This window comes from Klebsiella sp. HMSC16C06, assembly GCF_001808325.1.
Classification (GTDB): Bacteria; Pseudomonadota; Gammaproteobacteria; order Enterobacterales; family Enterobacteriaceae; genus Klebsiella; species Klebsiella variicola.
Genome location: NZ_KV793000.1, coordinates 335,011 through 361,191, shown reverse-complemented (window position 1 = coordinate 361,191; position 26,181 = coordinate 335,011). Strand labels below are relative to the sequence as shown.

Genomic DNA, 26,181 nt, shown 5'->3' with positions numbered 1-26,181 from the left:
CATGTGAGAGTAGGGAACTGCCAGGCATCAAATTTAGCGTGCTGATATGGCTCAGTTGGTAGAGCGCACCCTTGGTAAGGGTGAGGTCCCCAGTTCGACTCTGGGTATCAGCACCACTTTTTAGGTTAAAGTTCGGCACGTTGTAAAGAATTTGCCTGGCGACAATAGCGCGGCGGTCCCACCTGACCCCATGCCGAACTCAGAAGTGAAACGCCGTAGCGCCGATGGTAGTGTGGGGTCTCCCCATGTGAGAGTAGGGAATCGCCAGGCATCAAATAAAGCAAAAGGCCCAGTCGAAAGACTGGGCCTTTTGTTTTTGTTATATCTGTTGTTTGCCGATGAGTAGCGCCGGGATACTCATTGCCAGTGGAGTTGGGGGTTATCTCTTGTAGCCGCAACGGCTAATAAAGCCTGCGAACTATCGTCAGGAAGAGCCTGAATTATCGCTTACTTCGGGGAATGGCGTGGAGCAGATACAGGCGATACTCCTGTATCTGCGGTTCGGGAAGCGATCTAACGAGTCAGCGCGACGATCCCTAACGTGAGGCCGGCTACCGCGGCGGCCCCCCCGGCGATCGCACCTGCGGTGTCCCAGTTGTCTTCTGTTGTGCCTTTCATACAGGTATTGGTGTGGACTAAGCGGCCTTGCGAGTCATAAACCGGCACGCAAGGGGAGTCATGGGCACAGCCTGCCAGCAGAGAGGCCAGCAGCGCCACGATTAAATACTTTTTCATGATATTACCTCTGGATAATCCGCAGGGTTGTACTGAGAGCCAGTGCAGAACGGAATGGCTTATTTTATCACCGCGGATTGTCCGGCCCGGATGCCGAAATCATCTCAATTTATGAGCCGCGTAAATATCGTGAAGATAAGCCCGGGAATATGCAGAAAAGATGGAGAGAAAGATTGTGATTCAGCGATGCTGCGTGCGATGGCGGTTGCCAGACTGCGAGGAGTTTAGTTTAGCTGGCGACCAATATTCCATGCAAAAAAAAGCGCCCGGAGGGGGCGCCTTCAAGACATAGCCGAATTATTCAGCGTGCCGGGTAAAGCGTCGCCTAACGACCACGAAGAACACCGGAACAAAGAAGATCGCCAGCAGTGTCGCGGTAAGCATCCCGCCCATCACGCCGGTGCCCACTGCATTCTGAGCCCCGCTACCGGCACCATGGCTAATCACCAGCGGCATAACCCCGAGGATAAAAGCCAGAGATGTCATAAGAATAGGGCGCAGACGCATCCGCGATGCCTCCAGCGTGGCCTCAATGATCCCTTTCCCTTCTTTCTCCATCAGATCCTTGGCGAACTCAACGATCAGGATCGCATTCTTTGCCGACAAACCGATCGTAGTCAAAAGACCGACCTGGAAGTAAACGTCATTATTCAGCCCACGCAGCGTGGCCGCTAACAGCGCGCCAATGACCCCCAGCGGAACCACTAACATGACTGAGAAGGGGATCGACCAGCTCTCATACAGTGCTGCCAGGCACAGGAAGACGACGATCAATGAGATGGCATAAAGTGCAGGCGCCTGGTTGCCGGAGAGCCGTTCCTGGTAAGACATCCCGGTCCAGTCGTAACCGATGCCGCTCGGCAGTTTACTGGCCAGTTGTTCCATCAGCGCCATAGCTTCCCCGGTACTTTTGCCTGGCGAGGCTTCACCGAGGATCTCCATGGATGGCAAACCGTTGTAACGCTCCAGGCGTGGCGAGCCATATATCCAGCGTGAAGTGACAAAGGCGGAGAACGGAACCATTTCGCCGTTGGTGCTACGAACATACATGTTGTTAATGTCGCTCGGCAGCATACGGAAGTGGGCATCAGCCTGGACGTACACTTTCTTCACGCGGCCGCGGTCAATAAAATCATTGACGTAGTAACCGCCCAGCGCGGCGGATATCGTTTCATTGATATCGGAGAGGGATACGCCCAGCGCCTGTGCTTTTTCCTGATCGACATCCAGTTTGAACTGCGGCGTATCTTCCAGCCCATTGGGCCGTACCCGGACCAGCTGATCCGGATGCTGTTTCACCATGCCGAGCAGTTGGTTTCGCGCCTGGGTCAGGGCGGTATGGCCAAGCCCACCCTGGTCGATCAGCTCAAAGTCGAAGCCGGTGGCGGTACCCAGCTCAATAATTGCCGGCATGTTGAACGGGAAAACCATGGCGTCTTTTATCTGGCTGAAGGCCACGGTGGCCCGTTTAATAATCGACTCCACGTTGTTTTCATCACCGCTACGCGCTTCCCAGGGTTTCAGGCTGACAAACGCCATGCCGGAGTTTTGCCCCTGGCCGCTGAAGCTGAAGCCGTTAACGGTAAAGACGCTTTCAACATTGGCCTTCTCGTTATGCAGATAGTAGTCGGTTACGGTATCCAGCACCTTCTGCGTGCGCTCCTGGGTCGCGCCGGAAGGCAGCTGGATCATGGTCAGGAAGACGCCTTGATCCTCGTCGGGCAGAAAGGACGTGGGCAAACGCATGAACAACACGGCCATCCCCACGACTATCACCAGGTAGATCACCAGATAACGGCCTGTTCCACGCAGAATGCCGCTAACGCTGTTGGTATAGTGGTTGACGCTCTGGTCAAAGCGGGCGTTAAACCAGCCGAAAAATCCTTTTTTCTCATGGTGTTCGGCTGAGGCTGGCTTCAACAACGTGGCGCAGAGCGCCGGCGTCAGTACCAGCGCAACCAGCACGGAGAGCGCCATGGCGGAGACGATAGTGATCGAAAACTGACGATAAATCGCGCCAGTCGAGCCGCCGAAAAAGGCCATCGGGACGAATACCGCAGAGAGCACCATGGCGATACCCACCAGCGCCCCCTGGATCTGCGACATCGACTTTTCCGTCGCTTCTTTTGGCGAGAGCTTCTCCTCAACCATTACACGTTCGACGTTTTCCACCACCACGATGGCGTCATCGACCAACAGGCCTATCGCCAGCACCATGCCAAACATCGTCAGGGTGTTGATGGAGTAGCCAAACATCGACAGTACCGCAAAGGTACCCAACAGCACGACAGGAACGGCAATCGTCGGAATGAGCGTTGCGCGCATGTTCTGCAGAAACAGATACATGACAAGAAAGACGAGGATAATTGCCTCAAAGAGCGTTTTAACCACTTCGTGGATGGAGATTTTGACGAAAGGGGTCGTATCGTACGGATAGACAACCTTCATCCCCTGAGGGAAGTAGGGCTGTAGCTCGGCCAGCTTCGCTTTAATCGCGGTGGCAGTATCCAGGGCGTTGGCGCCGGTCGCAAGCTTAATACCCAGACCAGAGGCGGGCTTACCGTTAATTCTCGCGACAACGTTATAGTTTTCTCCCCCCAGCTCAATGCGGGCGACGTCTTTCAGATGGACGACCGAACCATCGGCATTGACCCGGAGTGTAACCTTGCCAAACTCCTGCGGATCTTTAAGCCGGGTCTGAGCGATGATCGACGCGTTCAGCTGCTGGCCTTTCAGCGCTGGCGTACCGCCGAGCTGGCCGGCGGCGATCTGATCGTTCTGGACCTGCAGCGCATTGATGACGTCGACCGGCGTCAGGTTGTATTTGTTCAGCAGATTGCCGTCCAGCCAGACGCGCATGGCGTATTGCGCGCCGAACAGCTGCACATCGCCCACGCCGTTGAGGCGGCTGATAGGGTCTTTCACGTTGGAGGCGACATAGTCAGAGATATCGTCCTGGGTGGTGGCCGGATTATCAGAGATAAAGCCAGCAACCAGCAGGAAGCTGCTGCTGGATTTTTCGACGCTAATCCCTTGCTGTTGTACTTCCTGAGGCAGCAGCGGCGTAGCCAACTGCAGTTTGTTTTGCACCTGCACCTGGGCGATATCCGGATCGGTGCCGGACTTAAAGGTGAGCGTAATGGTTACCGAGCCAGCGGAGTCGCTGGTCGACGACATATACATCAGGTTGTCGATACCGTTCATATTCTGTTCGATAACCTGAGTGACCGTATCCTGCACGGTTTGGGCATCCGCACCCGGGTAGGTGGCGGAGATCGCCACCGCAGGGGGCGCAATCGTCGGATACTGCGCTATCGGTAGCTGCAGGATGGCCAGGCCGCCGGCAATCATCATAATGATGGCCAGCACCCAGGCGAAGACCGGTCGATGGATAAAAAACTTAGACATGGCTGAGTATCCTTATTGTGCGGCCGGTGCCGCACGCTCCGCTTCCGCTTTGACGGTGACGCCTGGACGGACTTTCTGTAAGCCGCTGACAATCACTTTATCGCCCGGCTTCAGCCCGCTGGTGATGAGCCATTTATCGCCAACGGCCTGAGTCGCGACCACTTCCCGGGTTTCAACCTGGTTTTTGTCATTCACCAACATCACGGAGGCATCGCCCCGCGGCGTGCGGGTCACTCCCTGCTGCGGCACCAGGATGGCCTGCGGATCGACACCTTCGTCTATGCGAGCGCGGACGAACATCCCCGGCAGCAGGGCATGCTGCGGGTTAGGGAAGATAGCGCGTAGCGTGATAGAGCCTGTGCTTTCATCGACAGTGACGTCAGAGAACTGCAGCGACCCTTTAAGCGGATAGGCCTGGCCGTTCTCCATCACCAGCTCAACGCTTTTTGTATCACCGCCGCGCTGCAGGCTTTCCTGCTTAAGGCGCATAAAGTCATTGCTGGACTCCGTCACGTCGACATAGATGGGGTCGAGCTGCTGGACGGTGGCCAGGGCATCCGACTGACCGTTGGTGACCAGCGCGCCCTCGGTGACGCTCGATTTGCCGATGCGCCCGCTTATGGGGGAGGTCACTTTGGTGTAGGCCAGGTTGATACGGGCGGTGTCTACGGCGGCTTTGGTGGCGATGACGTCGGCGTCGGCCTGGCGTGCAGTGGCCACCGCCTGATCGTATTCCTGCTGGCTGATATATTTGGTACCCAGCAGTGGAACGTAACGTTTCACCGTCAAATGGGCGATGGCGGCTGCGGCTTCGGCCTTGGCCTCATCGCCTTTCGCGCTGTTCCAGGCGGCTTGATAGGTTGCCGGATCGATCTGATAAAGCGACTGACCTGCTTCGACATCACTTCCTTCAACAAAGTTACGCTTCAGGATGATACCGCTCACCTGGGGGCGGACTTCCGCCACGCGAAAAGCAGAGGTGCGGCCTGGCAGTTCGGTGGTGACCGACAACGGCGCACTGTTCACGACATGGACCGTCACCTGCGGCGCCTGTGCATGGGGTTGCGGGTTGCCCGAATTATCGCAGCCGGTAAGCAACAAGGCAGAGATAATTAAACCGGATAAAAGTGTCACTCTGGCGTGAGTTGTCATTGCGGTTCCTTATAGATTACGTGCCAAATTCGGCGGCGAATCTGTGAAAGAAAGAGGGAATCAAAAAGCAGTTTGCCATCCTACAAATAAACGCCATTGGATGTAAGAGATACTTATTTTTAAGCAATCAGCAAGGCACGCAAAAACAAAAAAATGGCCAATCTGTTTTTACTATTTATCTTAATTGTAAAACATAATAAACAGACATTGTTTTAATGAATGAGTTGGCTATTAATATTCATTAGAGTGATTCGTTGGTTTTCTACATCAGAATTAGCTTGTCTGCATTTTTGCTAAATAATATTGTGCACCGAATGTTAGATTAAGGGATCTTCAGAAAAATCTATATTGCCTGTTAATCGGGAACTGAGATCTTATATGGCGAGAAAAACCAAAGAGGAGGCGCTGCGCACGCGGCAGCTCCTGATTGAGTCCGCGATCCAGCAGTTCGCCCTGCGGGGGGTGACCAATACGACCCTGACGGATATCGCTGATGCGGCGGGGGTGACTCGCGGTGCCGTATACTGGCATTTTGCCAGTAAGACCGAGTTGTTTAATGAGATGTGGCAGCAGCAGCCACCGCTCAGGGATTTGATTCAGCAAAACCTGGCGACAAGGAATGAGCAGGAGCCCTTAAAAGATTTGCGCCAGCGATTTATTGCCGGCCTGCGCTATATTGCTGAGAATCCTCGCCAGCGTGCCCTGATGCAAATCCTTTATCAACGCTGTGAGTTTGCCAGCGATATGTTATCGGAGAGCGAAATTCGCCAACGCATTGGATTTAACTATTCCGTTATTGGCGGCATTCTGCAGCGCTGTGTGCGTAACAATATATTGCCAGCCGAAACAAATATCGACGTGATATTAATTGTTTTACATAGCGCCTTTTCCGGCTTGATTAAAAACTGGCTGCTTGAACCGCAACGCTTCGATCTGTATCAGCAGGCACCTGCGCTGGTGGATAATATTATGGCGGTGGTCTGTGTTGCTCGTTTATCGCAGGAGCCTGTACTGCGGGTAGTGAATCAGTAATGTGTTCTGTCGGCGCAGATAATAAAAAAGGCGCTTCCCCATGCCGAAGAGCGCCTTTTATATCAAGCAAGCAACTGACTAGTATCAGTTCATGCCGTATTTTTTCAGTTTTTTACGCAGTGTACCGCGGTTGATGCCCATCATCAGGGCTGCGCGGGTCTGGTTACCACGGGTGTATTGCATCACCATGTCCAACAGGGGCTGTTCAACTTCAGCCAGTACCAGCTCATACAGGTCATTCACATCCTGACCGTTCAGTTGAGCAAAATAGTTCTTCAGTGCCTGTTTAACCGAGTCACGCAGGGGTTTTTGAGTTACCTGATCCTGAGAGTTAACGGTAGAAACGGTCAGTACGTCAGAATTTACGCGTTGTTCGAACATAGTTCTGTCAGCTCTTTATTTCTATTACGCAAAATTTTCGAAGTATGCCTCCAACGCCTCCAGCTGTTCGCTGGCATCCTCAATGGCGTTGAATGTGCGCCGAAACTGGTCATCTGGAGCATGTTCCTGAAGATACCAGGAGACGTGTTTACGCGCGATTCGGTACCCTTTTGCCTGACCGTAAAAGTCATGCAATTCCCGAACGTGCGCACAAAGCAAGCGCTTAACCTCTGCCAGTGGCAGCGGGGGCAGCAGCTCTCCAGTGTCCAGATAATGCTGGATTTCCCGAAAGATCCAGGGTCTTCCCTGAGCTGCACGGCCTATCATCAGGGCATCAGCCCCTGTATAGTCGAGCACAGCTCTGGCTTTAAGCGGGTCAGTAATGTCACCATTCGCGATAATCGGAATGGAAACTTTCTGCTTAACTGCCCGAATACTGTCGTACTCAGCGTCTCCGTTAAACAAGCAGGCGCGGGTGCGTCCGTGAATAGTCAGAGCCTGAATGCCACACTCTTCGGCCAGTTGGGCAATCTCTACGCAGTTACGGTGTTCCGGTTCCCAACCGGTGCGAATCTTGAGAGTCACAGGAACGTCCACCGCGTTGACGACCGCCGTCAGGATTGACTTCACCTGCTCGGGGTACTGCAAGAGGGCTGAACCTGCAAGCTTGCGATTCACCTTTTTCGCCGGGCATCCCATATTGATATCTATAATCTGGGCGCCACTTTCCACGTTAATCCGCGCGGCTGCAGCCATCTCTTCCGGTACGCTACCGGCGATTTGCACGGTACGAATACCGGGCTCATCAATATGCACCATCCGTAAACGGGACTTGTCGCTCTCCCACACCTGTGGGTTAGAGGACATCATCTCGGAAACGGTTAAACCCGCTCCCATCTCATAGCACAGCGTCCGGAATGGTCTGTCAGTAATGCCAGCCATGGGCGCTGCGATCAGGCGATTTCTGAGCTGGTGGTGTCCGATGCGCATGAGTTAAGAAATGACCATACTGTGACTGCAAGGCGGCGTATATTACGCATTTTTTGCACGAGATGAAAGGCCAAACTTTGAGCAATCCTCTGTTGCAGATCAATGAATCCGGGACTAGCGTAAAAGCGATGAATAAATACTTATATTAATCATTACTTTAATTGATGGTGGGTAATTTGTGTCCATTTATAAAATCGTAAAACTTCTCGATTTTTCTTAGATAAACTCGCTGCCTGACGGCATAAAACGCTGTTTTTGTAGCCAAAAAAGTACTCTGTAGTGCGATCTGCCTCTCATTTCCAGGCATTATTTGGTGGCTACTGGAAACAAAAATGCGGCCCGCAGGCCGCATTGTGCTTAGTTTTTCCGGCCGGTGATCCGGCACCACTCCTCTTTCTCCACCACCGGGTCGAGGGTGAAGAGCGGGGCGTAGGCTTCGCAGACGCTTTCCGCCTGGCTTGCCAGAATGCCGGAAAGGCCCAGCAGGCCGCCTGTAACCGGCAGGACGCTGATTAATGGGGCCAGCTCACGTAACGGGCCCGCGAGGATGTTTGCGACCACGACATCGGCTTTCATGGCTTCTGGCTGATCCTGCGGCAGATACAGTTCAAGACGCTCGGAGACGCCGTTACGCTGGGCGTTATCACGGCTGGCCTGGATGGCCTGTGGGTCGATATCAATCCCGATCGCTTTAGCGGCACCCAGTTTCAGGGCGGCGATCGCCAGGATGCCGGAACCGCAGCCAAAATCGATAACGGTTTTGCCCTGCAGGTCGAGGCCGTCGAGCCACTGCAGACACATGGCGGTAGTGGGATGAGTGCCGGTACCAAAAGCCAGTCCCGGATCAAGCATCACGTTGACCGCGTTCTCATCGGGGACATCGCGCCAGCTCGGACAAATCCACAGGCGCTCACCGAAACGCATCGGGTGGAAGTTATCCATCCACTCGCGCTCCCAGTCTTTATCTTCCAGCTGTTCAATTTTATGCGCAAAGCCGGCGCCGAGCAGCGGATGCTGCTCCAGTTGGGCAACGACCGCTTTCATATCGGTTTCGGCATCGAACAGGCCGATCACGTCGGTATCGCCCCACAGCCGGGTTTCCCCGGGCAACGGCTCAAATACCGGCGTATCGTGCGTATCCTGGAAGGTGATGGAGACCGATCCGGCCTCCATCAGCGCATCGCTAAGATCTTCTGCGTTCGCGCCGGTAGTATTTAGTTTCAGTTGGATCCATGGCATAGCAAAACTCTTTATTTATCAGTAGTCATCACAGGGGCTGGCGGGACGGGTTGGCCGAAACGGTTCCCGACGACAAAAGCCAACAAACTTAGCAGTAGCGAGGGCACGATAGGATGGAAGCCCAGGAACTGAATATGAAACGTCGCGAGCACGGCATACAGCACGCCGCCCACCAACATCGCGCTGAGCGCCCCGGCAGCGTTTGCCCGCTCCCAGTAAAGGCCCAGCACCAACGGCCATAAAAACACCGCTTCAAGGCCGCCGAAGGCCAGCAGATTGAGCCAGATAATCATTTCCGGTGGCCGCCAGGCGGCCAGCATCATTAATATACCCAGCACTAAGGTGGCGATCGTTGAGATCCGCTTGAGCTTCTGCTCATTGCGTTTTTTTGTTGGCTGCGCGCTGAGCCACAGATCTTTAATGATCGTAGCCGATGCCTGCAGTAAATGGGCGTTCACGTTCGACATAATCGCGGCCATCGGCGCGGCTAAAAACAGTCCTGCAGCCCACGGAGGCAGCACCTGGACCATCAACGTGGGGATCACCAGATCGGGCACGGTGAGGCCCGGCAGGACGGCGCGGCCAAGAGCGCCGGCGAGATGCATGCCAAACATCAGAATCGCCACGACGATCGTGCCAATGACAATCCCACGGTGCACGGCTTTGCTGTCTTTATAGGAGATACAGCGTACGGCGGTATGCGGCAGGCCGATAACGCCGAAGCAAACCAGCACCCAGAACGAGGTCATAAAGGTGGGGGACAGGATATCATCCGCACCGTGCGGCGACACCAGCTGTGGGTCGATCCGCTGCAGTGTGTCCACCGCCTGATGCAGGCCGCCGGCAGCATGGACGACACCAACCAGCAGGACGATCGTCCCGATCAACATCACCATTCCCTGCATCGTATCGTTGAGTACGCTGGCGCGGAAGCCGCCGAAAGCGGTATACAGCGCGATGGTGATCCCAAAGATCAGCAGACCGGTTTCGTACTTGATCCCGGCAGCGGTTTCCAGCAGGCGCGCGCCGCCAATAAACTGCACCGCGATGGCCCCGACAAAGGCCACCAGCAGGCTGACGCTGGCAATCCATACCACTGCGCGGCTTTGGTAGCGCGCCTGCAGCATATCGTTAAGGGTAATAGCATTGTAGCGTCGCGCCAGGATCGCGAACTTCTTGCCGAGGATCCCGAGAGAGAGCCAGATCGTCGGTACCTGGATCATCGCCAGCAGTACCCAACCCAGCCCATATTTATAGGCGGCGCCGGGGCCGCCGATAAACGAGCTGGCGCTAATATAGGTGGCGGTGAGGGTCATGGCTAATACAAACCCCCCCATCGATCGACTGCCGAGGAAATACTCGCTAAGGAAGTTCCCGGTGCTGCGTTTACGCATCGCGTAAATCGACAGTCCGAAGACCACAAACAGATAAGCGATCAGCACCACGATAATCTCAAGCTGCATCGTTATCCTCCAGAGAGATATCACGGAAGATAAAGCGCACCATCGCCCAGCACAGCAGTATAAACAGCAGCGGCACCAGCAGGCAGGCCATTTCAAACCAGTGCGGCAGGCCGGTAAAACCGATACTGACGCCCGGCAGATAGGCCGCCGCCAGCCAGGCGGCAAGATAGAGAAGGGTCAGCCACAGCGCCCAGCGCGCTTCTTTATGGGCCTGAACAAAGCGTTTGTCCATTTTTTGTCCCTTGAGGATGAAGAAAGCGGGGATTGTACCGCATGGAAAAGTCGAGGGGAGAGAAAAAGAAAAAAGGCCGGATTAACCGGCCTTTTGCAGCAAATACAGGATTATTTTTCCTGCAGTCCGAGCTTTTTCTCCAGATAGTGGATGTTAGTGCCACCATGCTGGAAGTTCTCGTCGCTCATAATGCGCATCTGCAGATCGACGTTGGTTTTGATGCCATCGATGATCAGCTCCTGCAGCGCATTCTTCATGCGGGCAATCGCCACGTCACGGCTTTCGCCGTAGCAGATCAGTTTACCGATCATGGAGTCATAGTACGGCGGTACGGTGTAACCGGCGTAAATATGAGACTCCCAGCGCACGCCAAAACCGCCCGGCGCGTGGAAGCGGGTAATTTTACCCGGGCTCGGCAGGAAGGTGTTCGGGTCTTCGGCGTTGATACGGCATTCCACCGCATGGCCTCTGACGACCACTTCATCCTGCTTGATGGACAGCGGCTGGCCAGCTGCAATACGCAGCTGCTCTTTGATCAGGTCAACGCCGGTGATCATTTCGGTAACCGGGTGTTCTACCTGAATACGGGTGTTCATTTCAATGAAGTAGAACTCGCCGTTTTCGAACAGGAACTCGAAGGTGCCCGCTCCGCGGTAGCCGATATCCACACAGGCTTTCGCGCAACGTTCGCCGATGTAGCGACGCAGTTCCGGGGTGATGCCCGGCGCCGGCGCTTCCTCGACCACTTTCTGGTGGCGACGCTGCATGGAGCAGTCACGCTCTGCCAGATAGATAGCGTTACCCTGACCGTCCGCCAGTACCTGGATCTCGATGTGGCGAGGATTTTCCAGGTATTTCTCCATGTAGACCATGTCGTTATTGAAAGCCGCTTTCGCTTCCGCTTTGGTCATGGAGATAGACTGCGCCAGTTCGGCGTCGCTACGCACAACGCGCATACCGCGACCGCCGCCGCCGCCGGAGGCCTTGATGATCACCGGATAGCCAATGCGTTTGGCATGGGCGCGGTTAGCGTCCATATCGTCGGTCAGCGGGCCGTCAGAACCTGGAACGGTCGGGACGCCGGCTTTCTTCATCGCGGTGATTGCGGACACTTTGTCGCCCATCAGGCGGATAGTGTCGGCTTTCGGACCGATGAAGATAAAGCCGGAGCGCTCAACCTGCTCGGCAAAGTTGGCGTTCTCGGAGAGGAAACCATAACCCGGGTGAATCGCTATCGCGCCGGTGATTTCCGCCGCACTGATGATAGCCGGGATGTTGAGATAGCTTTTTACGGACGGAGCCGGGCCAATACAGACCGTCTCATCCGCTAACAATACGTGTTTTAGATCGCGATCCGCGGTGGAGTGCACAGCGACGGTCTTGATGCCCAGTTCTTTACAGGCACGCAGGATGCGCAATGCGATCTCGCCACGGTTAGCGATGACAATTTTATCCAGCATGTTCGCCTCGTTACTCGATAACTACCAGCGGCTCGTCGAATTCTACCGGTTGGCCGCTTTCGATCAGAATGGCTTTCACCACGCCGGCTTTGTCGGCTTCGATCTGGTTCATCATTTTCATCGCTTCGACGATGCACAGGGTGTCGCCCACGTTAACTTTCTGGCCAACTTCCACAAACGCTTTCGCGTCCGGGCTTGGCGTACGATAGAAAGTACCAACCATCGGGGAACGTACGATGTGACCACTGATTTCCGCTTTTGCCGGCGCTTCAGCTGCAGCAGCTGGTGCGGCAGCCGCGGCGGCAGGCGCCTGAGGCTGCATCATCGGCGCAGCATAAGCCTGCTGCATAACCGGATAGCTTGCGACCGGTGCAGAGCGGCTGATGCGAACAGACTCTTCGCCTTCAGAAATTTCCAGTTCGGAGATACCTGATTCTTCAACCAGCTCGATCAGTTTTTTAATCTTACGAATATCCATGAGTGGGTTCCGTACTCTTTGTTTAGTGTGATTGTGACAGGCGTTTTACCGCCGTCTGTAAAGCGTATGAATAGCCGTCCGCCCCCAGTCCGCAAATGACGCCAGCGGCGACATCTGACAGGTATGAGTGCTGGCGGAAGGGTTCGCGTGCATGCACGTTGCTCAAGTGAATCTCGATAAACGGGATGTTCACGGCAAGCAACGCGTCACGGATTGCTACGCTGGTATGCGCGAACGCGGCCGGATTAATCAGGATATAGTCCACGTTGTCTTTAGCCTGATGAATTCGGTCGATTAACGCATACTCCGCGTTGGACTGCAGGTGATCCAGGCTCACATTCAGCGCCGCCGCCTCAGATGTCAAACGGTTAACAATTTCAGCCAGCGAGAGGGTGCCATACTTATCAGGCTCGCGGGTACCGAGCATGTTAATGTTTGGACCATTCAAAAGCAAAATGTGAAACTTGTCAGCCATCGTGTGGCGATCTCCTGCCATCTTCGGGTAAAAAACAACATATACCTTCAATGCGCCCTTGTCACCTTTTCAGGGTCAGAAAACCCCGTCAGGAAAACCAAAGTCGCACATTATAACGATTTCGTAGCAATTGGCAGCTAAATACTGGTCTTATCAGGGAAGATTATCAACCGCTATCGTAAAAAGAGTCGCGGTTGATAAAAGATCTGCGGGAAACTGCACATTACCGGATTCAGCGCCACCACTGGCGGAACTTCTTATAACGGCATGCCAAAAGCACCACCGCCAGCAGGGCATAAATGATGGGCTGCGGCGAGACGATCTTCACTGACCACAGGTAGTGAATCGGCGCGAGGATCGCCACCAGATAGACGAAATTGTGCAAAAGTTGCCAACGACGGCCCAGTTTTCGCTGCATCGCCTGCGTCGAAGTCGCCGCCAGCGCCAGCAGGATCACCCAGCAGATCATGCCTAACGTCAGATAGGGGCGATTGATAATCTCCGAGCCCAGCAGCGCCAGATTGTTAATGCCCAGCTCCAGCAAGGTGTAGCTGGTCAGGTGCAGCGTCGCCCAGGCAAAACACCATAAACCTAACAGGCGGCGAATGCGAATCAATAATGGCTGCTTCGCATAGCGCGCCAGCGGGGCGACCAGCAGAGTCGCCAGCAGAAATTTAAGCGCCATCCTGCCGGTAAAGTGCTGGATATCCTTGGCCGGATCGGCGCTAAAGTAGCCCTGATGCCCGGCCCAGAACAACCAGACCAGCGGTAAAAACCCCGCCAGGTGGAGGAAGACTTTCAACCACGCGATCTGTTTGACGGTGAAACGCACTAGAAGTTCTCCCGCAAGTTCATACCGCGATACAGTGAGGCCACCTCGTCGGCATAGCCGTTAAACAGCAGCGTCGGCTGACGTTTCACATCGAGCACACCGCCTGAGCCGATGAACCGCTCGCTGGCCTGCGACCAGCGGGGATGATCGACATGGGGATTAACGTTGGCAAAGAAGCCGTATTCGTCCGGCGCCGCCAGATTCCAGGTGGTCGGCGGCTGCTCGCGCGTCAGCTCAATGCTGACGATGGATTTAATGCCTTTAAAACCGTACTTCCACGGCACGGTCAGGCGGATCGGCGCGCCGTTCTGCGGCGGCAGCGCTTTGCCATACACGCCGACGGTAAGCAGCGTCAAGAGGTGCATGGCTTCGTCAAGTCGCAACCCTTCCACGTAAGGATAAGCAAGTCCCCCGCCGATAAAACGATCTTTCTGCCCGGGCATTTGATCCGGGGCGTAAAGGGTTTTGAAGGCGACATAGCGTGCGTTGCTGGTGGGTTCCACCAGCGCCAACAGTTTATGCAGCGGGAAACCGACCCAGGGAACGACCATCGACCAGGCCTCCACGCAGCGCATACGGTAAATGCGCTCCTCCAGCGGAAAGCGTTTGGTCAGATCGTCATGGTCAAGGGTCAGCGGCTTCGCCACTTCACCGCCGATGGTCAGTGTCCAGGGATCGGTGCGCAGGCTACCTGCGTTCGCCGCCGGGTCGGCTTTATCGAGGCCGAATTCATAAAAGTTATTGTAACCGGCGACCTTATCTTCCGGGGTGAGCGTCAGATTAGCCTGCCACTCGGCGGGTTTAGCAAAGTCCAGGGCCTTGCCCGCCGGGGCCGGCGGGCGGTCATTTCCTTTAAACCAGTCCAGCAGATCGGCCTGCGCGGCGGCGGGAAGCGAAAGCGCCGTCGCGCTGATACCCAGCATTTTCAGCACCTGGCGCCGCTTGAGCATAAAAACGGATTCGGCCGTGACGTCGGCTTCCGTCAGTTTTTTTCTTTTCATGGTGTCCTCCGTCATGCGTTTCCCTAAGCATGACGGAGACGACGATTTATCGCGAATATGTCACGAAAAATTGCAGATTAGGATGAGGAGCCGCCGCCGAAGCAGAGGCGCGGTCGTCCAGGAATCATCGGAAAGTGGCGCAAGACGTTTCCTTTACCGCGCATGACCCGGCATCTTTAGCAGGGAAAAGAGGGCGGTAAGCTGGCCAGACGGTAAACCGGTAATAATTTGCGTCGCTGGCGCGGGTTTGCCATCCTGCGTCTAAAATTAAAGCGCTTCTGGCGCAGGCCGCAGGCGGGCAATGATTGGCAAATTTTTTCTGCCGACTATACTCGCTATCGGCATACTTTCGCCGATAATACGCATTCCATTGCCAGACTCGCCATCTTTGATAGTATGCGTCGCGCTTTAAAAGGTTAATGCTAGCGGCAAGGCGCGCGCCAGCACGGGAGCCTGATGGTTCATCGGGCAGTCATTCACTCGCGGAGTTAACACAGGGATGCGATTAACGACGAAGTTCTCAGCCTTTATCACGCTGCTAACTAGCCTGACCATCTTTGTCACGCTGATTGGCGCTTCGCTGAGTTTTTATAACGGCATTGAGAACAAGGTCGAAAACCGGGTTCAGGCGGTGGCGACCATGCTGGATAACCGGCTCATCACCACCTCTTTTGATCAGCTTGAGCCGCAGCTGGATGAGCTGATGACGCCGATCGAGATCGTGCATATCGATTTCATGCTTAACGGCAAACCACTCTACAGCCACTCCCGAACCGACAGCTACCGCCCGCTTGGCAGCCATGAGCAATTCCGTGAGATCACGGTCCCGTCGCTTAAACACCCCGGTATCACTCTGCATCTGGTCTACGTTGACCCAATGGTGAACTATTTCCGCTCGCTGTCGATCACGGCCCCGCTGTCGATCTCCATCGGCTTTATGGTGGTGATTATTTTCTTCGCCGTCCGCTGGATCCGCCGCCAGCTGGCTGGTCAGGAGCTGCTTGAGCTGCGTTCCACGCGCATCCTGAGCGGCGAGCGCGGGCCGCAGGTGCGCGGATCGGTCTATGAATGGCCAGCCAGCACCAGCAGCGCGCTGGATATGCTGCTGTCGGAGCTGCAATTCGCCAGCGATCAGCGCAGCCGTATGGATACGCTGATTCGCTCCTATGCGGCACAGGATTCTAAAACGGGCCTGAATAACCGCCTGTTCTTTGATAATCAGCTGGCCACGCTGCTGGAAGACCAGGAGAAAGTGGGCGCCTACGGCATCGTCATGATGATCCGTCTGCCGGAGTTCGATCTGCTACGGGACAACTGGGGACGGGCGGCCGCCGAAGAGCATTACTTCACGCTTATCAACCTGCTCTCTACCTTTATTATGCGTTATCCCGGCGCGCTACTGGCGCGCTATCACCGTAGCGACTTCGCCGTGCTGCTGCCGCACCGCACGTTAAAAGAGGCGGATAGTATCGCCGGGCTGTTGCTGAAGGCCATGGACGCACTGCCGCCGACGCGCATTCTCGATCGCGACGATATGATGCATATCGGGATCTGTGCTTTCCGCAGCGGGCAATCGACAGCGCAGGTGATGGAGCACGCGGAAGCGGCAACGCGCAACGCGGTGCTGCAGGGTAGCAATAGTTGGTCGGTTTACGATGACACCCTTCCTGAGAAAGGTCGCGGCAACGTTCGCTGGCGGACGCTGATCGAACAGATGCTGAGCCGCGGGGGACCGCGGTTGTACCAAAAACCTGCCGTTACCCGCGATGGCCGGGTGCATCACCGTGAACTGATGTCGCGGATGTACGACGGTAAAGAAGAGGTGATCGCCGCCGAGTACATGCCGATGGTGCTGCAGTTTGGTCTGGCGGAGGAGTATGACCGCCTGCAGGTGACGCGCCTGCTGCCATTTTTAGGCTTCTGGCCTGAAGAAAACCTGGCGTTACAGCTGTCGGTGGAGTCGCTGATCCGTCCCCGTTTTCAGCGCTGGCTGCGCGATGCCTTAATGCAGTGTGAAAAATCGCAGCGTCAGCGGATTATTTTTGAACTTGCGGAGGCAGATGTTTGTCAATATATCGGCCGTCTGCAGCCGGTTATGCGGTTGGTTAACGCCCTGGGCGTTCGGGTGGCGGTCGTTCAGGCGGGACTAACCCTGGTGGGAACCAGCTGGATCAAGCAGCTGGATGCGGAGTTGATCAAACTGCATCCTGGGCTGGCGCGCAACATTGAAAAGCGCAGTGAGAACCAGCTGCTGGTGCAAAGTCTGGTGGAAGCCTGCAAAGGCATGCCTATGCAAGTTTTTGCGACGGGCGTACGCAGCCGCAGCGAGTGGTTAGTGCTGTCCCAATGCGGTGTCACAGGCGGTCAGGGGGAATTTTTTGCGGCCTCACAGCCACTTGACACAAATGTGAAAAAATATTCGCAAAGATACTCGGTTTGATCTGCCGTTTAGCGTGATTTCACGTAGAATAACGCGCGCCATCGTGAAGGGGGTGTGCTTGTCTACTCGCCGGATCATCGCAATGTAAATGCCAGTGACCCTCCTTTGACAGGTTACAAATTCAGGCGTGGAGCGCTGCTGAAGATTTCAGCAATGAACGGAGTCGGAAAAATTTGTAACAAAGGAAATGAACTGCACTAATTTTCACCGCAGCAGGTGATTTTTGCGCCTTGTCGCTGCTGCGTGTGGTTGGTAAAGTAAGCGGATTTTGTTTTCCGCCCCAGCTTTCAGGATTATCCCTTAGTATGTTAAAAAAATTTCGTGGCATGTTTTCCAATGACCTGTCCATTGACCTGGGTACCGCGAATACCCTTATTTACGTAAAAGGACAAGGCATCGTATTGAATGAGCCTTCCGTGGTGGCCATTCGTCAGGATCGTGCCGGATCGCCGAAAAGCGTCGCCGCCGTAGGTCATGAAGCGAAGCAGATGCTCGGCCGTACCCCGGGTAATATCGCGGCGATTCGCCCGATGAAGGACGGCGTCATCGCTGACTTCTTCGTGACGGAAAAGATGCTGCAGCACTTTATCAAACAAGTGCACAGCAACAGCTTTATGCGCCCGAGCCCGCGCGTGCTGGTGTGCGTACCGGTTGGCGCCACCCAGGTTGAGCGTCGTGCGATCCGTGAATCCGCGCAGGGCGCTGGCGCTCGTGAAGTCTTCCTGATCGAAGAGCCGATGGCGGCAGCGATTGGCGCAGGCTTACCGGTTTCTGAAGCGACCGGTTCTATGGTTGTCGATATCGGCGGCGGTACTACCGAAGTCGCGGTTATTTCCCTGAACGGCGTGGTCTACTCTTCTTCCGTGCGTATCGGCGGCGACCGTTTCGACGAAGCCGTGATTAATTACGTGCGTCGTAACTACGGCTCCCTGATCGGTGAAGCGACCGCTGAGCGTATCAAACACGAAATCGGTTCGGCTTACCCGGGCGATGAAGTGCGTGAAATCGAAGTTCGCGGCCGTAACCTGGCGGAAGGCGTACCACGCGGCTTTACCCTGAATTCCAACGAAATTCTTGAAGCGCTGCAGGAGCCGCTGACCGGCATCGTGAGTGCGGTCATGGTTGCTCTGGAACAGTGCCCGCCGGAACTGGCTTCTGATATCTCCGAGCGCGGGATGGTTCTTACCGGCGGTGGTGCGCTGCTGCGCAACCTGGACCGTCTGTTAATGGAAGAAACCGGTATTCCAGTCGTGGTTGCTGAAGATCCGCTGACCTGCGTAGCGCGTGGCGGCGGCAAGGCGCTGGAAATGATCGACATGCACGGCGGCGACCTGTTTAGCGAAGAGTAGTCAGCCTGAAGGTCTGGGGTGGCTTAGCGGCTGCCCCTGGTCTTTACTGACACGAGAATACGCATAGCCTATGAAGCCAATTTTTAGCCGTGGCCCCTCGCTACAGATTCGCCTTATTCTGGCGGTGCTGGTGGCGCTTGGCGTCATTATCGCCGACAGCCGCCTGGGTACGTTCAGTCAAATCAGAACGTACATGGATACAGCCGTCAGCCCTTTCTACTTTGTCTCTAATGGTCCCCGGGAACTCCTCGACAGCGTATCGCAAACGCTGGCGACCCGCGATCAGCTCGAACTGGAAAACCGCGCGCTGCGTCAGGAACTGTTGCTGAAAAACAGCGATCTGCTGATGCTGGGCCAGTACAAGCAAGAGAACGCGCGTCTGCGTGAACTGCTTGGCTCGCCGCTGCGCCAGGACGAACAAAAAATGGTGACGCAGGTCATCTCAACGGTCAACGACCCCTACAGCGATCAGGTGGTTATTGATAAGGGCAGCGTGAACGGTGTTTACGAAGGCCAGCCGGTTATCAGCGATAAAGGCGTGGTGGGGCAGGTCGTGGCCGTGGCGAAAATGACCAGCCGGGTGCTGCTGATCTGCGATGCCACCCATGCGCTGCCGATCCAGGTCCTGCGTAACGACATTCGCGTGATTGCCGCCGGTAACGGCTGTACTGACGATCTCCAGCTTGAGCATCTGCCGGCGAATACCGATATTCGCGTCGGCGATGTGCTGGTGACCTCTGGTCTCGGTGGCCGCTTCCCGGAAGGGTATCCGGTCGGGGTGGTCTCCTCGGTGAAGCTGGACACTCAGCGCGCCTACACCGTGATTCAGGCGCGTCCGACGGCCGGGCTGCAGCGCTTGCGCTATCTGCTGCTGCTGTGGGGCGCCGATCGCAATGGCGCCAACCCGATGACCCCGGAAGAGGTCCATCGCGTGGCTAACGAGCGCCTGATGCAGATGATGCCGCAGGTACTGCCTGCGCCGGATGCCATGGGGCCGCAGATGCCGGCGCCAGCCACCGGGCTGACGCCATCGCAGCCGTCTCTGCCTGCAGGGGGGCAATAGTGGCAAGTTATCGTAGCCAGGGACGCTGGGTTATCTGGCTCTCGTTTCTTATCGCGCTATTGCTGCAAATTATGCCCTGGCCGGCGGACATCAGTGTTTTCCGGCCCAACTGGGTATTATTGATCCTGCTGTACTGGATCCTCGCCCTGCCGCATCGGGTGAACGTGGGGACGGGCTTCGTGATGGGGGCTATTCTTGATCTCATTAGCGGCTCGACGCTGGGCGTTCGCGCCCTGTCCTTAAGCATTATCGCCTATCTGGTCGCGCTGAAATATCAGCTGTTCCGTAACCTGGCGCTGTGGCAACAAGCGCTGGTGGTCATGCTGTTATCCCTGGCCGTGGATATCATTGTTTTCTGGGCAGAGTTTTTAGTGATCAACGTCTCTTTCCGTCCGGAAGTATTCTGGAGTAGTGTAGTAAACGGTGTCCTCTGGCCATGGCTCTTCCTGCTGATGCGCAAAGTGCGTCAGCAATTTGCAGTGCAATAAGGTTGATATGACAACTCTGTATCTTGCTTCAGGTTCCCCGCGTCGGCAGGAACTGCTGACTCAGCTTGGTCTCACTTTCGAGCGTCTGGTTCCCGGTATTGAGGAACAGCGCCAGCCGCAGGAGAGCGCCGAGCACTATGTTGTCCGCCTGGCGCGCGAAAAAGCGCAGGCCGGGGTGGCGATGGCATCGCGCGATTTGCCGGTGCTGGGGGCGGATACGATTGTCATTCTTAACGGCGAAGTGCTGGAGAAACCGCGCGACGCTGAACACGCTGCAGCAATGCTGCGTCTGCTTTCCGGCCAAACGCATCAGGTCATGACTGCGGTGGCGCTGGCAGATACGCAGCAGACGCTGGACTGTCTGGTGGTCACGGACGTGACCTTCCGGCTGCTTAGCGAGCAGGGTATCGCCGAATATGTGGCCAGCGGCGAGCCTTTAGATAAAGCAGGTGCATACGGTATTCAAGGGTTGGGTGGTTGCTTCGTCAGGAAGATTAATGGCAGCTATCACGCCGTAGTCGGCTTACCGCTGGTGGAAACGTATGAGTTGCTCAGTAACTTTAACTCACTGCGTAAAGAAAAGGGATAAAGATGACGGCTGAATTATTAGTTAACGTAACGCCATCCGAAACGCGCGTCGCGTATATCGATGGCGGTATTCTGCAGGAAATCCATATTGAGCGTGAAGCGCGACGCGGAATAGTAGGCAATATCTACAAAGGTCGTGTTAGCCGAGTGCTGCCGGGAATGCAGGCGGCTTTTGTAGATATTGGTCTCGATAAGGCGGCGTTCCTCCACGCCTCCGATATCATGCCGCATACCGAATGTGTCGCTGGTGAGGAGCAAAAGCAGTTTACCGTACGCGATATTTCGGAGCTGGTGCGCCAGGGCCAGGACCTGATGGTCCAGGTGGTCAAAGATCCGCTGGGCACCAAAGGCGCGCGTCTGACCACGGATATCACCCTGCCTTCCCGTTATCTGGTGTTTATGCCAGGCGCCTCCCATGTGGGAGTATCCCAACGCATTGAAAGCGAAGCCGAGCGTGAGCGGTTGAAGAAGGTTGTCGCAGATTACTGCGACGAGCAGGGCGGATTTATCATTCGCACCGCTGCGGAAGGGGTTCACGAGCAGGAAATGGCCGCCGATGCCGCCTATCTGAAGCGCGTCTGGACCAAGGTGATGGAGCGCAAAAAGCGCAATCAGACCCGTTATCAGCTGTACGGCGAGCTGGCCCTGGCTCAGCGCGTGCTGCGTGATTTTGCCGATGCGCATCTCGACCGTATTCGCGTCGACTCTCGCCTGACCTACGAGGCGTTACTTGAGTTCACCGCTGAATATATCCCGGAAATGACCAGCAAGCTGGAACACTACAGCGGCCGCCAGCCGATTTTCGATCTCTTTGATGTGGAGAACGAAATTCAGCGCGCGCTGGAGCGTAAGGTTGAGCTGAAGTCCGGGGGCTACCTGATCATCGACCAGACCGAGGCGATGACTACCATTGATATCAATACCGGGGCGTTTGTCGGGCACCGGAATCTTGACGATACTATCTTCAATACCAATATCGAAGCCACCCAGGCGATAGCCCGCCAGCTACGTTTGCGTAACCTCGGCGGCATTATCATCATTGATTTCATTGACATGAACAATGAAGACCATCGGCGACGGGTACTGCACTCCTTAGAGCAGGCGCTGAGTAAAGATCGGGTGAAAACCAGCATCAACGGTTTCTCTCAACTGGGGCTGGTGGAGATGACCCGCAAGCGGACGCGTGAAAGCGTGGAGCATGTGCTGTGCAACGAGTGCCCGACCTGCCACGGACGCGGAACGGTAAAGTCGGTCGAAACGGTATGCTATGAGATTATGCGTGAGATCGTCCGCGTACATCATGCTTATGATTCCGATCGCTTCCTGGTCTATGCTTCCCCTGCGGTGGCGGAAACTCTGAAAGGGGAAGAGTCGCACGCGCTGGCGGAAGTGGAAATCTTTGTCGGTAAGCAGGTCAAGGTACAAATTGAGCCGCTCTATAATCAAGAGCAGTTCGATGTGGTTATGATGTAAGACACCGCGTCATTGTGCGGCTGACAAGGAGAGAGGCGTGAGGCGACTGCCCGGGATTTTATTGCTCACCGTGGCAACATTGATTGTTATCGTCGCGCTGCTGGTGAGTGGCTTGCGTCTCGTGTTGCCGCAGCTTGACGCCTGGCGTCCGCAGCTGCTGGAGAAGATTTCCACACTTACCGGCACGCCGGTGGATGCCTCGCAGATCACCGCCAGCTGGCAAAATTTTGGTCCGACGTTAGATGTCCGTGATATTCAGGTAGGGCTGAAAGACGGCGGCAAAATGGCGGTGAAGCGCGTGACCCTGGCGCTGGACGTCTGGCAGAGTTTGCTGCATATGCGCTGGCAGTTCCGCGATCTTACCTTCTGGCAGCTGCAGGTTCATACCAACACCCCTATTCAGACCAATGACGGCGGCGAAAGCCTGAAAACCGACCGCATCAGCGATCTCTTTTTACGTCAGTTCGACCACTTTACCCTGCGCGACAGCCATCTGAGCTTCCTGACCATTTCCGGTCAGCGGGCGGAGCTGGCAGTCCCGCAGCTTACCTGGCTTAACGGCAGGAACCGTCACCGCGCCGAGGGGCAGCTTAGCCTCTCCAGTCTCACCGGCCAGCATGGCGTGATGCAGGTGCGGATGGATCTCCGCGATGAGGATGGCCTGCTGAATAAAGGGCGAGTCTGGCTACAGGCTGACGATATTGACGTCAAACCGTGGCTCGGCCGCTGGATGCAGGACAATATCGCTCTGAAGAGCGCCCGCTTCAGCCTTGAAGGTTGGATGACCATTGAAAAAGGCGATGTGGCCAGCGGTGACGTATGGCTGAAAAAAGGGGGCGCCAGCTGGCAGGGGGATGACGAGGTGCATCACCTGTCAGTGGATAACCTGACGGCGCATCTCTCCCATGACAAGCAGAGCTGGGGCTTCTACATTCCCGATACGCGGATCGCTATCGACGATAAACCCTGGCCAAGCGGCGCGCTGGCGATGGCCTGGATCCCGGCGCAGGACGTCGGTGGCGACGACCATCAGCGTAGCGATGAATTACGCATTCGTGCCAGCAACTTAACCCTCAGCGGCCTCAGCGGATTACAGCCCTTCGCCGATAAGCTGGCGCCTTCCCTGGGCGAGCTCTGGCGCACCACGCAGCCCAGCGGCAAAATCAACCTGCTGGCGCTCGATATTCCCCTGCAGGCGACGGAGAAAACGCGCTTTCAGGCGCAGTGGAGCGATCTGGCATGGAAGCAGTGGAAACTCCTGCCGGGAGCGGAACACTTTTCCGGCAGTCTGAATGGCAGCGTTGAGCACGGGGAACTGCGCGCCCGCATGACGCAGGCGCTGATGCCTTATACCGGTGTTTTCCGCGCCCCGCTGGAGATCGCCGCTGGCGAAGCCACCCTCAGCTGGGTGAAAAACGGCAAAGGGTTTATGCTTGATGGCCGCGATATTGACGTGCAGGCGACGGGTGTCCGCGCCCGCGGCGGCTTCCGCTATCTGCAACCGCAGGGAGATGATCCCTGGCTGGGCATTCTGGCGGGCATCAGCACCAATGATGGTGGCCAGGCATGGCGTTACTTCCCGGAAAACCTGATGGGCAAGGCGCTGGTGGACTATCTCAGCGGCGCGATTAAAGCCGGACAGGCTCGCGATGCGACGCTGGTGTATGGCGGCAATCCGCATCTTTTCCCTTACCCGCATAATGAAGGGCAGTTCCAGGTTTATGTCCCACTGAAGAACGCCACTTTTGCCTTCCAGCCGGACTGGCCGGCGCTGACCGGGCTGAACATCGACCTCAACTTCATCAATAACGGGTTGTGGATGCGGGCGGATAAAGCGATGCTCGGCAATGTCACCGCCAGCAATCTCGATGCCGCGATCCCGGACTATACCGCTGAAAAGCTGTTGATTGATGCCGATATCAAAGGCCCGGGCAAAGAGGTGGGACCTTATTTCAACACCACGCCGCTGAAAGAGACCCTGGGAGCGGCGCTGGATTCCCTGCAGCTGGACGGGGATGTGAGCGCTCGCTTACATCTTAACATCCCTTTAGATGGCGAAATGACCACCGCGAAAGGCGATGTGCGTCTGCAGAATAACAGTCTGTTTATCAAGCCGTTAGACACCACTCTGCAAAACCTGAGCGGGAATTTCAGCTTCGTGAATGGCGATCTCAATAGCGAAACCTTGAGCGCGACCTGGTTTCATCAGCCGCTGAATCTCAATTTTTCCACCCGGGAGGGCGAAAAAGCGTTTCTGGTGGACGTCGGGATGAACGCCAACTGGCAGCCATCGCATACCGGATTGCTGCCAAAAGCCGTCAACGAAGCGCTGAGCGGCAGCGTGCCGTGGGAGGGCAAGGTCGCTATCGAACTGCCGTACCATGGCAACGCCAGCTATAAGGTTGATATCAACGGCGACCTCAAGAATGTGAGCAGTCACTTACCTTCGCCGGTCAATAAGCCCGCTGGAGAGCCGATGCCGATCAAAATTAACGTCGCCGGCGGTTTGAGCAGCTTCGACCTGACCGGCTCCGTCGGCGCGAAGAATCATATCAACAGCCGCTGGTTGCTGAACCATAAGCTGACGTTGGATCGGGCAATCCTTACTTCGGACAGCAAGGGGCTCTCTCCGCTGCCTGACCAGCCTGGGGTTGAACTCAATTTGCCACCGATGGATGGCGCTCAATGGCTGGCGCTCTTTCAAAACGGGGCGGCGAATGAAGTCAGCAGCACCATACTCTTTCCCCAGCGCATTGTGCTGCGTACGCCGTCGCTGGCGCTTGCCGGTCAACAGTGGAACAACGTCAGTCTGATGTCGCAGCCGGTCGCCGGCGGCTCGCAGGTCGAGGCGCAGGGGCGTGAAATCAACGCTACCCTGACGATGCGCGACAATGCGCCCTGGCTGGCGAATGTGCGTTATCTCTATTTCAACCCGACCAGCGCCAATGGCCAGACCGGTGAGAAGAACGCTGCCCCGCAGGCAGAGACGCGGCTGGATTTCCACGGCTGGCCCGATCTGCAGCTGCGCTGTGCGGAATGCTGGCTGTGGGGGCAAAAATATGGCCGTATCGACGGCGATGTGGCGATTAAGGGCGATACCTTAACGCTCTCCAATGGTCTGGTGGATACCGGGTTTGGCCGACTGACGACCGATGGCGTCTGGGTCAGCGCGCCGGCTGGTGTACGCACGTCGCTGAAAGGCAAACTGCATGGCAATAAAACGGATGAGTTTGCCAGTTTCTTCGGCGTTTCCACTCCGGTGAAGGATTCGCCGTTTGACATCGACTATGATCTGCACTGGCGCGCGCCGCCCTGGTCGCCCGATGTCGCATCGCTCAATGGGATCATTAAAAGCCACCTCGGCAAGGGACAGTTTACCGACCTGAGTACCGGACACGCTGGCCAACTGCTGCGTTTGCTGAGCGTTGATGCCCTGCTGCGTAAGCTGCGCTTCGACTTTAGCGATACCTTCAGCGAGGGCTTTTACTTCGACTCGATTAACAGTACGGCATGGATCAAGGATGGCGTGCTGCATACCGACGATACGCTGGTGGATGGCCTGGAAGCGGATATTGCCATGAAAGGTTCGGTCGATTTGGTGCGTCGCCGGCTGGATCTGCAGGCGGTGGTGGCGCCGGAGATCTCTGCGACCGTCGGCGTGGCGGCGGCTTTTGCCGTCAACCCTATCGTCGGCGCGGCGGTGTTTGCCGCCAGCAAGGTGCTGGGCCCGCTGTGGAACAAAGTCTCGATTCTGCGCTATCGCATTACTGGTCCGATTGACCAGCCGCAGATCAATGAGGTGCTGCGCCAGGCGCGTAGCAACAAAAAGCAATGATTTGACGATTGCCGGGAATTGCCGCAATCTCAATAGATCGCCTTCTGTATTTCCGCCTGTCAGGCGG

Annotated in this window: 22 protein-coding genes, 1 tRNA gene and 1 rRNA gene; 11 read left to right on the top strand and 13 right to left on the bottom strand. The window is 56.0% G+C overall.

Annotation, left to right across the window (positions count from 1 at the left end; all coding sequences use genetic code 11):
- Positions 1-40 precede the first annotated feature (40 nt).
- Positions 41-116 (top strand) — tRNA-Thr (locus tag HMPREF3142_RS13060).
- A gap of 38 nt (positions 117-154) precedes the next feature.
- Positions 155-270, top strand: a 5S ribosomal RNA gene (rrf, locus tag HMPREF3142_RS13055).
- Between the two features lie 243 nt (positions 271-513).
- On the opposite strand, the gene HMPREF3142_RS13050 is transcribed toward rrf, so the two are convergent.
- From HMPREF3142_RS13050 to HMPREF3142_RS13040, 3 genes are all read right to left on the bottom strand, one after another.
- Positions 514-735 (bottom strand): putative periplasmic lipoprotein, encoded by a 222-nt coding sequence (locus HMPREF3142_RS13050; protein WP_004206262.1) that lies wholly within the window; start codon positions 733-735, stop codon positions 514-516.
- Positions 736-1,032: 297 nt separating this feature from the next.
- Positions 1,033-4,143: an efflux RND transporter permease subunit gene (locus HMPREF3142_RS13045; RefSeq protein ID WP_070612118.1), complete on the bottom strand. Its 3,111-nt coding sequence runs from the start codon at positions 4,141-4,143 to the stop codon at positions 1,033-1,035.
- 12 nt (positions 4,144-4,155) lie between these two features.
- Positions 4,156-5,295, bottom strand: coding sequence for an efflux RND transporter periplasmic adaptor subunit (locus HMPREF3142_RS13040; protein WP_008806702.1), 1,140 nt, complete (start codon positions 5,293-5,295; stop codon positions 4,156-4,158).
- A gap of 378 nt (positions 5,296-5,673) precedes the next feature.
- Here HMPREF3142_RS13040 and envR point away from each other — a divergent pair, with 378 nt between their 5' ends.
- Entirely contained in the window at positions 5,674-6,327 is a 654-nt protein-coding gene (gene envR / locus HMPREF3142_RS13035) for an acrEF/envCD operon transcriptional regulator (RefSeq protein ID WP_023298283.1), read from the top strand.
- 84 nt (positions 6,328-6,411) lie between these two features.
- On the opposite strand, the gene fis is transcribed toward envR, so the two are convergent.
- From fis to msrP, 10 genes are all read right to left on the bottom strand, one after another.
- Positions 6,412-6,708: a DNA-binding transcriptional regulator Fis gene (gene fis / locus HMPREF3142_RS13030; RefSeq protein WP_000462905.1), complete on the bottom strand. Its 297-nt coding sequence runs from the start codon at positions 6,706-6,708 to the stop codon at positions 6,412-6,414.
- A 24-nt stretch (positions 6,709-6,732) separates the two neighbouring features.
- Positions 6,733-7,698 (bottom strand): tRNA dihydrouridine synthase DusB, encoded by a 966-nt coding sequence (dusB, locus tag HMPREF3142_RS13025; RefSeq protein ID WP_008806700.1) that lies wholly within the window; start codon positions 7,696-7,698, stop codon positions 6,733-6,735.
- A gap of 357 nt (positions 7,699-8,055) precedes the next feature.
- Positions 8,056-8,937: a 50S ribosomal protein L11 methyltransferase gene (gene prmA / locus HMPREF3142_RS13020; protein ID WP_008806699.1), complete on the bottom strand. Its 882-nt coding sequence runs from the start codon at positions 8,935-8,937 to the stop codon at positions 8,056-8,058.
- Between the two features lie 11 nt (positions 8,938-8,948).
- On the bottom strand, positions 8,949-10,400 hold the full coding sequence (panF, locus tag HMPREF3142_RS13015; RefSeq protein WP_012540444.1) for a sodium/pantothenate symporter: 1,452 nt from the start codon (positions 10,398-10,400) through the stop codon (positions 8,949-8,951).
- The gene (locus HMPREF3142_RS13010; protein ID WP_012540445.1) at positions 10,390-10,632 is read right to left on the bottom strand and encodes a YhdT family protein; all 243 of its coding nucleotides are present in this window, start codon (positions 10,630-10,632) and stop codon (positions 10,390-10,392) included. The genes panF and HMPREF3142_RS13010 overlap by 11 nt, the downstream gene beginning before the upstream one ends.
- 110 nt (positions 10,633-10,742) lie before the next feature.
- Positions 10,743-12,092, bottom strand: coding sequence for an acetyl-CoA carboxylase biotin carboxylase subunit (accC, locus tag HMPREF3142_RS13005; protein WP_008806697.1), 1,350 nt, complete (start codon positions 12,090-12,092; stop codon positions 10,743-10,745).
- Positions 12,093-12,102: 10 nt separating this feature from the next.
- Positions 12,103-12,570 carry an acetyl-CoA carboxylase biotin carboxyl carrier protein gene (accB, locus tag HMPREF3142_RS13000; RefSeq protein WP_008806696.1) on the bottom strand — a complete coding sequence of 156 codons (468 nt, stop codon included), beginning with the start codon at positions 12,568-12,570 and terminating at the stop codon, positions 12,103-12,105.
- Positions 12,571-12,592: 22 nt separating this feature from the next.
- Positions 12,593-13,045, bottom strand: a complete 453-nt coding sequence (aroQ, locus tag HMPREF3142_RS12995) for a type II 3-dehydroquinate dehydratase (protein ID WP_012540446.1) — start codon at positions 13,043-13,045, stop codon at positions 12,593-12,595.
- Between the two features lie 232 nt (positions 13,046-13,277).
- On the bottom strand, positions 13,278-13,877 hold the full coding sequence (gene msrQ / locus HMPREF3142_RS12990; protein ID WP_012540447.1) for a protein-methionine-sulfoxide reductase heme-binding subunit MsrQ: 600 nt from the start codon (positions 13,875-13,877) through the stop codon (positions 13,278-13,280).
- The gene (gene msrP, locus HMPREF3142_RS12985) at positions 13,877-14,878 is read right to left on the bottom strand and encodes a protein-methionine-sulfoxide reductase catalytic subunit MsrP (protein WP_070612117.1); all 1,002 of its coding nucleotides are present in this window, start codon (positions 14,876-14,878) and stop codon (positions 13,877-13,879) included. The genes msrQ and msrP overlap by 1 nt, the downstream gene beginning before the upstream one ends.
- Before the next feature lie 228 nt (positions 14,879-15,106).
- On the opposite strand from msrP, the gene HMPREF3142_RS12980 reads away from it, so the two are divergent.
- The 8 genes from HMPREF3142_RS12980 (at position 15,107) to yhdP (ending at position 26,114) form a co-directional block, all read left to right on the top strand.
- Entirely contained in the window at positions 15,107-15,298 is a 192-nt protein-coding gene (locus tag HMPREF3142_RS12980; RefSeq protein ID WP_032691257.1) for a hypothetical protein, read from the top strand.
- A gap of 79 nt (positions 15,299-15,377) precedes the next feature.
- Positions 15,378-17,318, top strand: a complete 1,941-nt coding sequence (csrD, locus tag HMPREF3142_RS12975; protein WP_008806692.1) for an RNase E specificity factor CsrD — start codon at positions 15,378-15,380, stop codon at positions 17,316-17,318.
- 305 nt (positions 17,319-17,623) lie between these two features.
- Positions 17,624-18,667, top strand: a complete 1,044-nt coding sequence (gene mreB, locus HMPREF3142_RS12970; protein ID WP_002918653.1) for a rod shape-determining protein MreB — start codon at positions 17,624-17,626, stop codon at positions 18,665-18,667.
- Positions 18,668-18,737: 70 nt separating this feature from the next.
- Positions 18,738-19,730, top strand: coding sequence for a rod shape-determining protein MreC (gene mreC / locus HMPREF3142_RS12965; protein WP_008806690.1), 993 nt, complete (start codon positions 18,738-18,740; stop codon positions 19,728-19,730).
- Positions 19,730-20,218, top strand: coding sequence for a rod shape-determining protein MreD (mreD, locus tag HMPREF3142_RS12960; protein ID WP_008806689.1), 489 nt, complete (start codon positions 19,730-19,732; stop codon positions 20,216-20,218). The genes mreC and mreD overlap by 1 nt, the downstream gene beginning before the upstream one ends.
- A 7-nt stretch (positions 20,219-20,225) precedes the next feature.
- Positions 20,226-20,807 (top strand): Maf family protein, encoded by a 582-nt coding sequence (locus HMPREF3142_RS12955; protein ID WP_074188308.1) that lies wholly within the window; start codon positions 20,226-20,228, stop codon positions 20,805-20,807.
- A 2-nt stretch (positions 20,808-20,809) separates the two neighbouring features.
- Entirely contained in the window at positions 20,810-22,279 is a 1,470-nt protein-coding gene (rng, locus tag HMPREF3142_RS12950; RefSeq protein WP_008806687.1) for a ribonuclease G, read from the top strand.
- A 37-nt stretch (positions 22,280-22,316) separates the two neighbouring features.
- Entirely contained in the window at positions 22,317-26,114 is a 3,798-nt protein-coding gene (gene yhdP, locus HMPREF3142_RS12945) for an AsmA2 domain-containing protein YhdP (RefSeq protein WP_070612116.1), read from the top strand.
- The last annotated feature ends 67 nt before the right edge of the window (positions 26,115-26,181 follow it).

What these genes read in the sequence shown, in the direction of transcription:
- dusB (WP_008806700.1), bottom strand. Translation starts at nt 7,698, where the DNA reads ATGCGCATCGGACACCACCAGCTCAGAAATCGCCTGATCGCAGCGCCC.
- HMPREF3142_RS13010 (WP_012540445.1), bottom strand. Translation starts at nt 10,632, where the DNA reads ATGGACAAACGCTTTGTTCAGGCCCATAAAGAAGCGCGCTGGGCGCTG.
- HMPREF3142_RS13050 (WP_004206262.1), bottom strand. Translation starts at nt 735, where the DNA reads ATGAAAAAGTATTTAATCGTGGCGCTGCTGGCCTCTCTGCTGGCAGGC.
- csrD (WP_008806692.1), top strand. Translation starts at nt 15,378, where the DNA reads ATGCGATTAACGACGAAGTTCTCAGCCTTTATCACGCTGCTAACTAGC.
- prmA (WP_008806699.1), bottom strand. Translation starts at nt 8,937, where the DNA reads ATGCCATGGATCCAACTGAAACTAAATACTACCGGCGCGAACGCAGAA.
- fis (WP_000462905.1), bottom strand. Translation starts at nt 6,708, where the DNA reads ATGTTCGAACAACGCGTAAATTCTGACGTACTGACCGTTTCTACCGTT.
- panF (WP_012540444.1), bottom strand. Translation starts at nt 10,400, where the DNA reads ATGCAGCTTGAGATTATCGTGGTGCTGATCGCTTATCTGTTTGTGGTC.
- rng (WP_008806687.1), top strand. Translation starts at nt 20,810, where the DNA reads ATGACGGCTGAATTATTAGTTAACGTAACGCCATCCGAAACGCGCGTC.
- mreB (WP_002918653.1), top strand. Translation starts at nt 17,624, where the DNA reads ATGTTAAAAAAATTTCGTGGCATGTTTTCCAATGACCTGTCCATTGAC.
- mreC (WP_008806690.1), top strand. Translation starts at nt 18,738, where the DNA reads ATGAAGCCAATTTTTAGCCGTGGCCCCTCGCTACAGATTCGCCTTATT.
- HMPREF3142_RS13040 (WP_008806702.1), bottom strand. Translation starts at nt 5,295, where the DNA reads ATGACAACTCACGCCAGAGTGACACTTTTATCCGGTTTAATTATCTCT.
- aroQ (WP_012540446.1), bottom strand. Translation starts at nt 13,045, where the DNA reads ATGGCTGACAAGTTTCACATTTTGCTTTTGAATGGTCCAAACATTAAC.
- HMPREF3142_RS12955 (WP_074188308.1), top strand. Translation starts at nt 20,226, where the DNA reads ATGACAACTCTGTATCTTGCTTCAGGTTCCCCGCGTCGGCAGGAACTG.
- envR (WP_023298283.1), top strand. Translation starts at nt 5,674, where the DNA reads ATGGCGAGAAAAACCAAAGAGGAGGCGCTGCGCACGCGGCAGCTCCTG.
- accC (WP_008806697.1), bottom strand. Translation starts at nt 12,092, where the DNA reads ATGCTGGATAAAATTGTCATCGCTAACCGTGGCGAGATCGCATTGCGC.
- HMPREF3142_RS13045 (WP_070612118.1), bottom strand. Translation starts at nt 4,143, where the DNA reads ATGTCTAAGTTTTTTATCCATCGACCGGTCTTCGCCTGGGTGCTGGCC.
- msrP (WP_070612117.1), bottom strand. Translation starts at nt 14,878, where the DNA reads ATGAAAAGAAAAAAACTGACGGAAGCCGACGTCACGGCCGAATCCGTT.
- accB (WP_008806696.1), bottom strand. Translation starts at nt 12,570, where the DNA reads ATGGATATTCGTAAGATTAAAAAACTGATCGAGCTGGTTGAAGAATCA.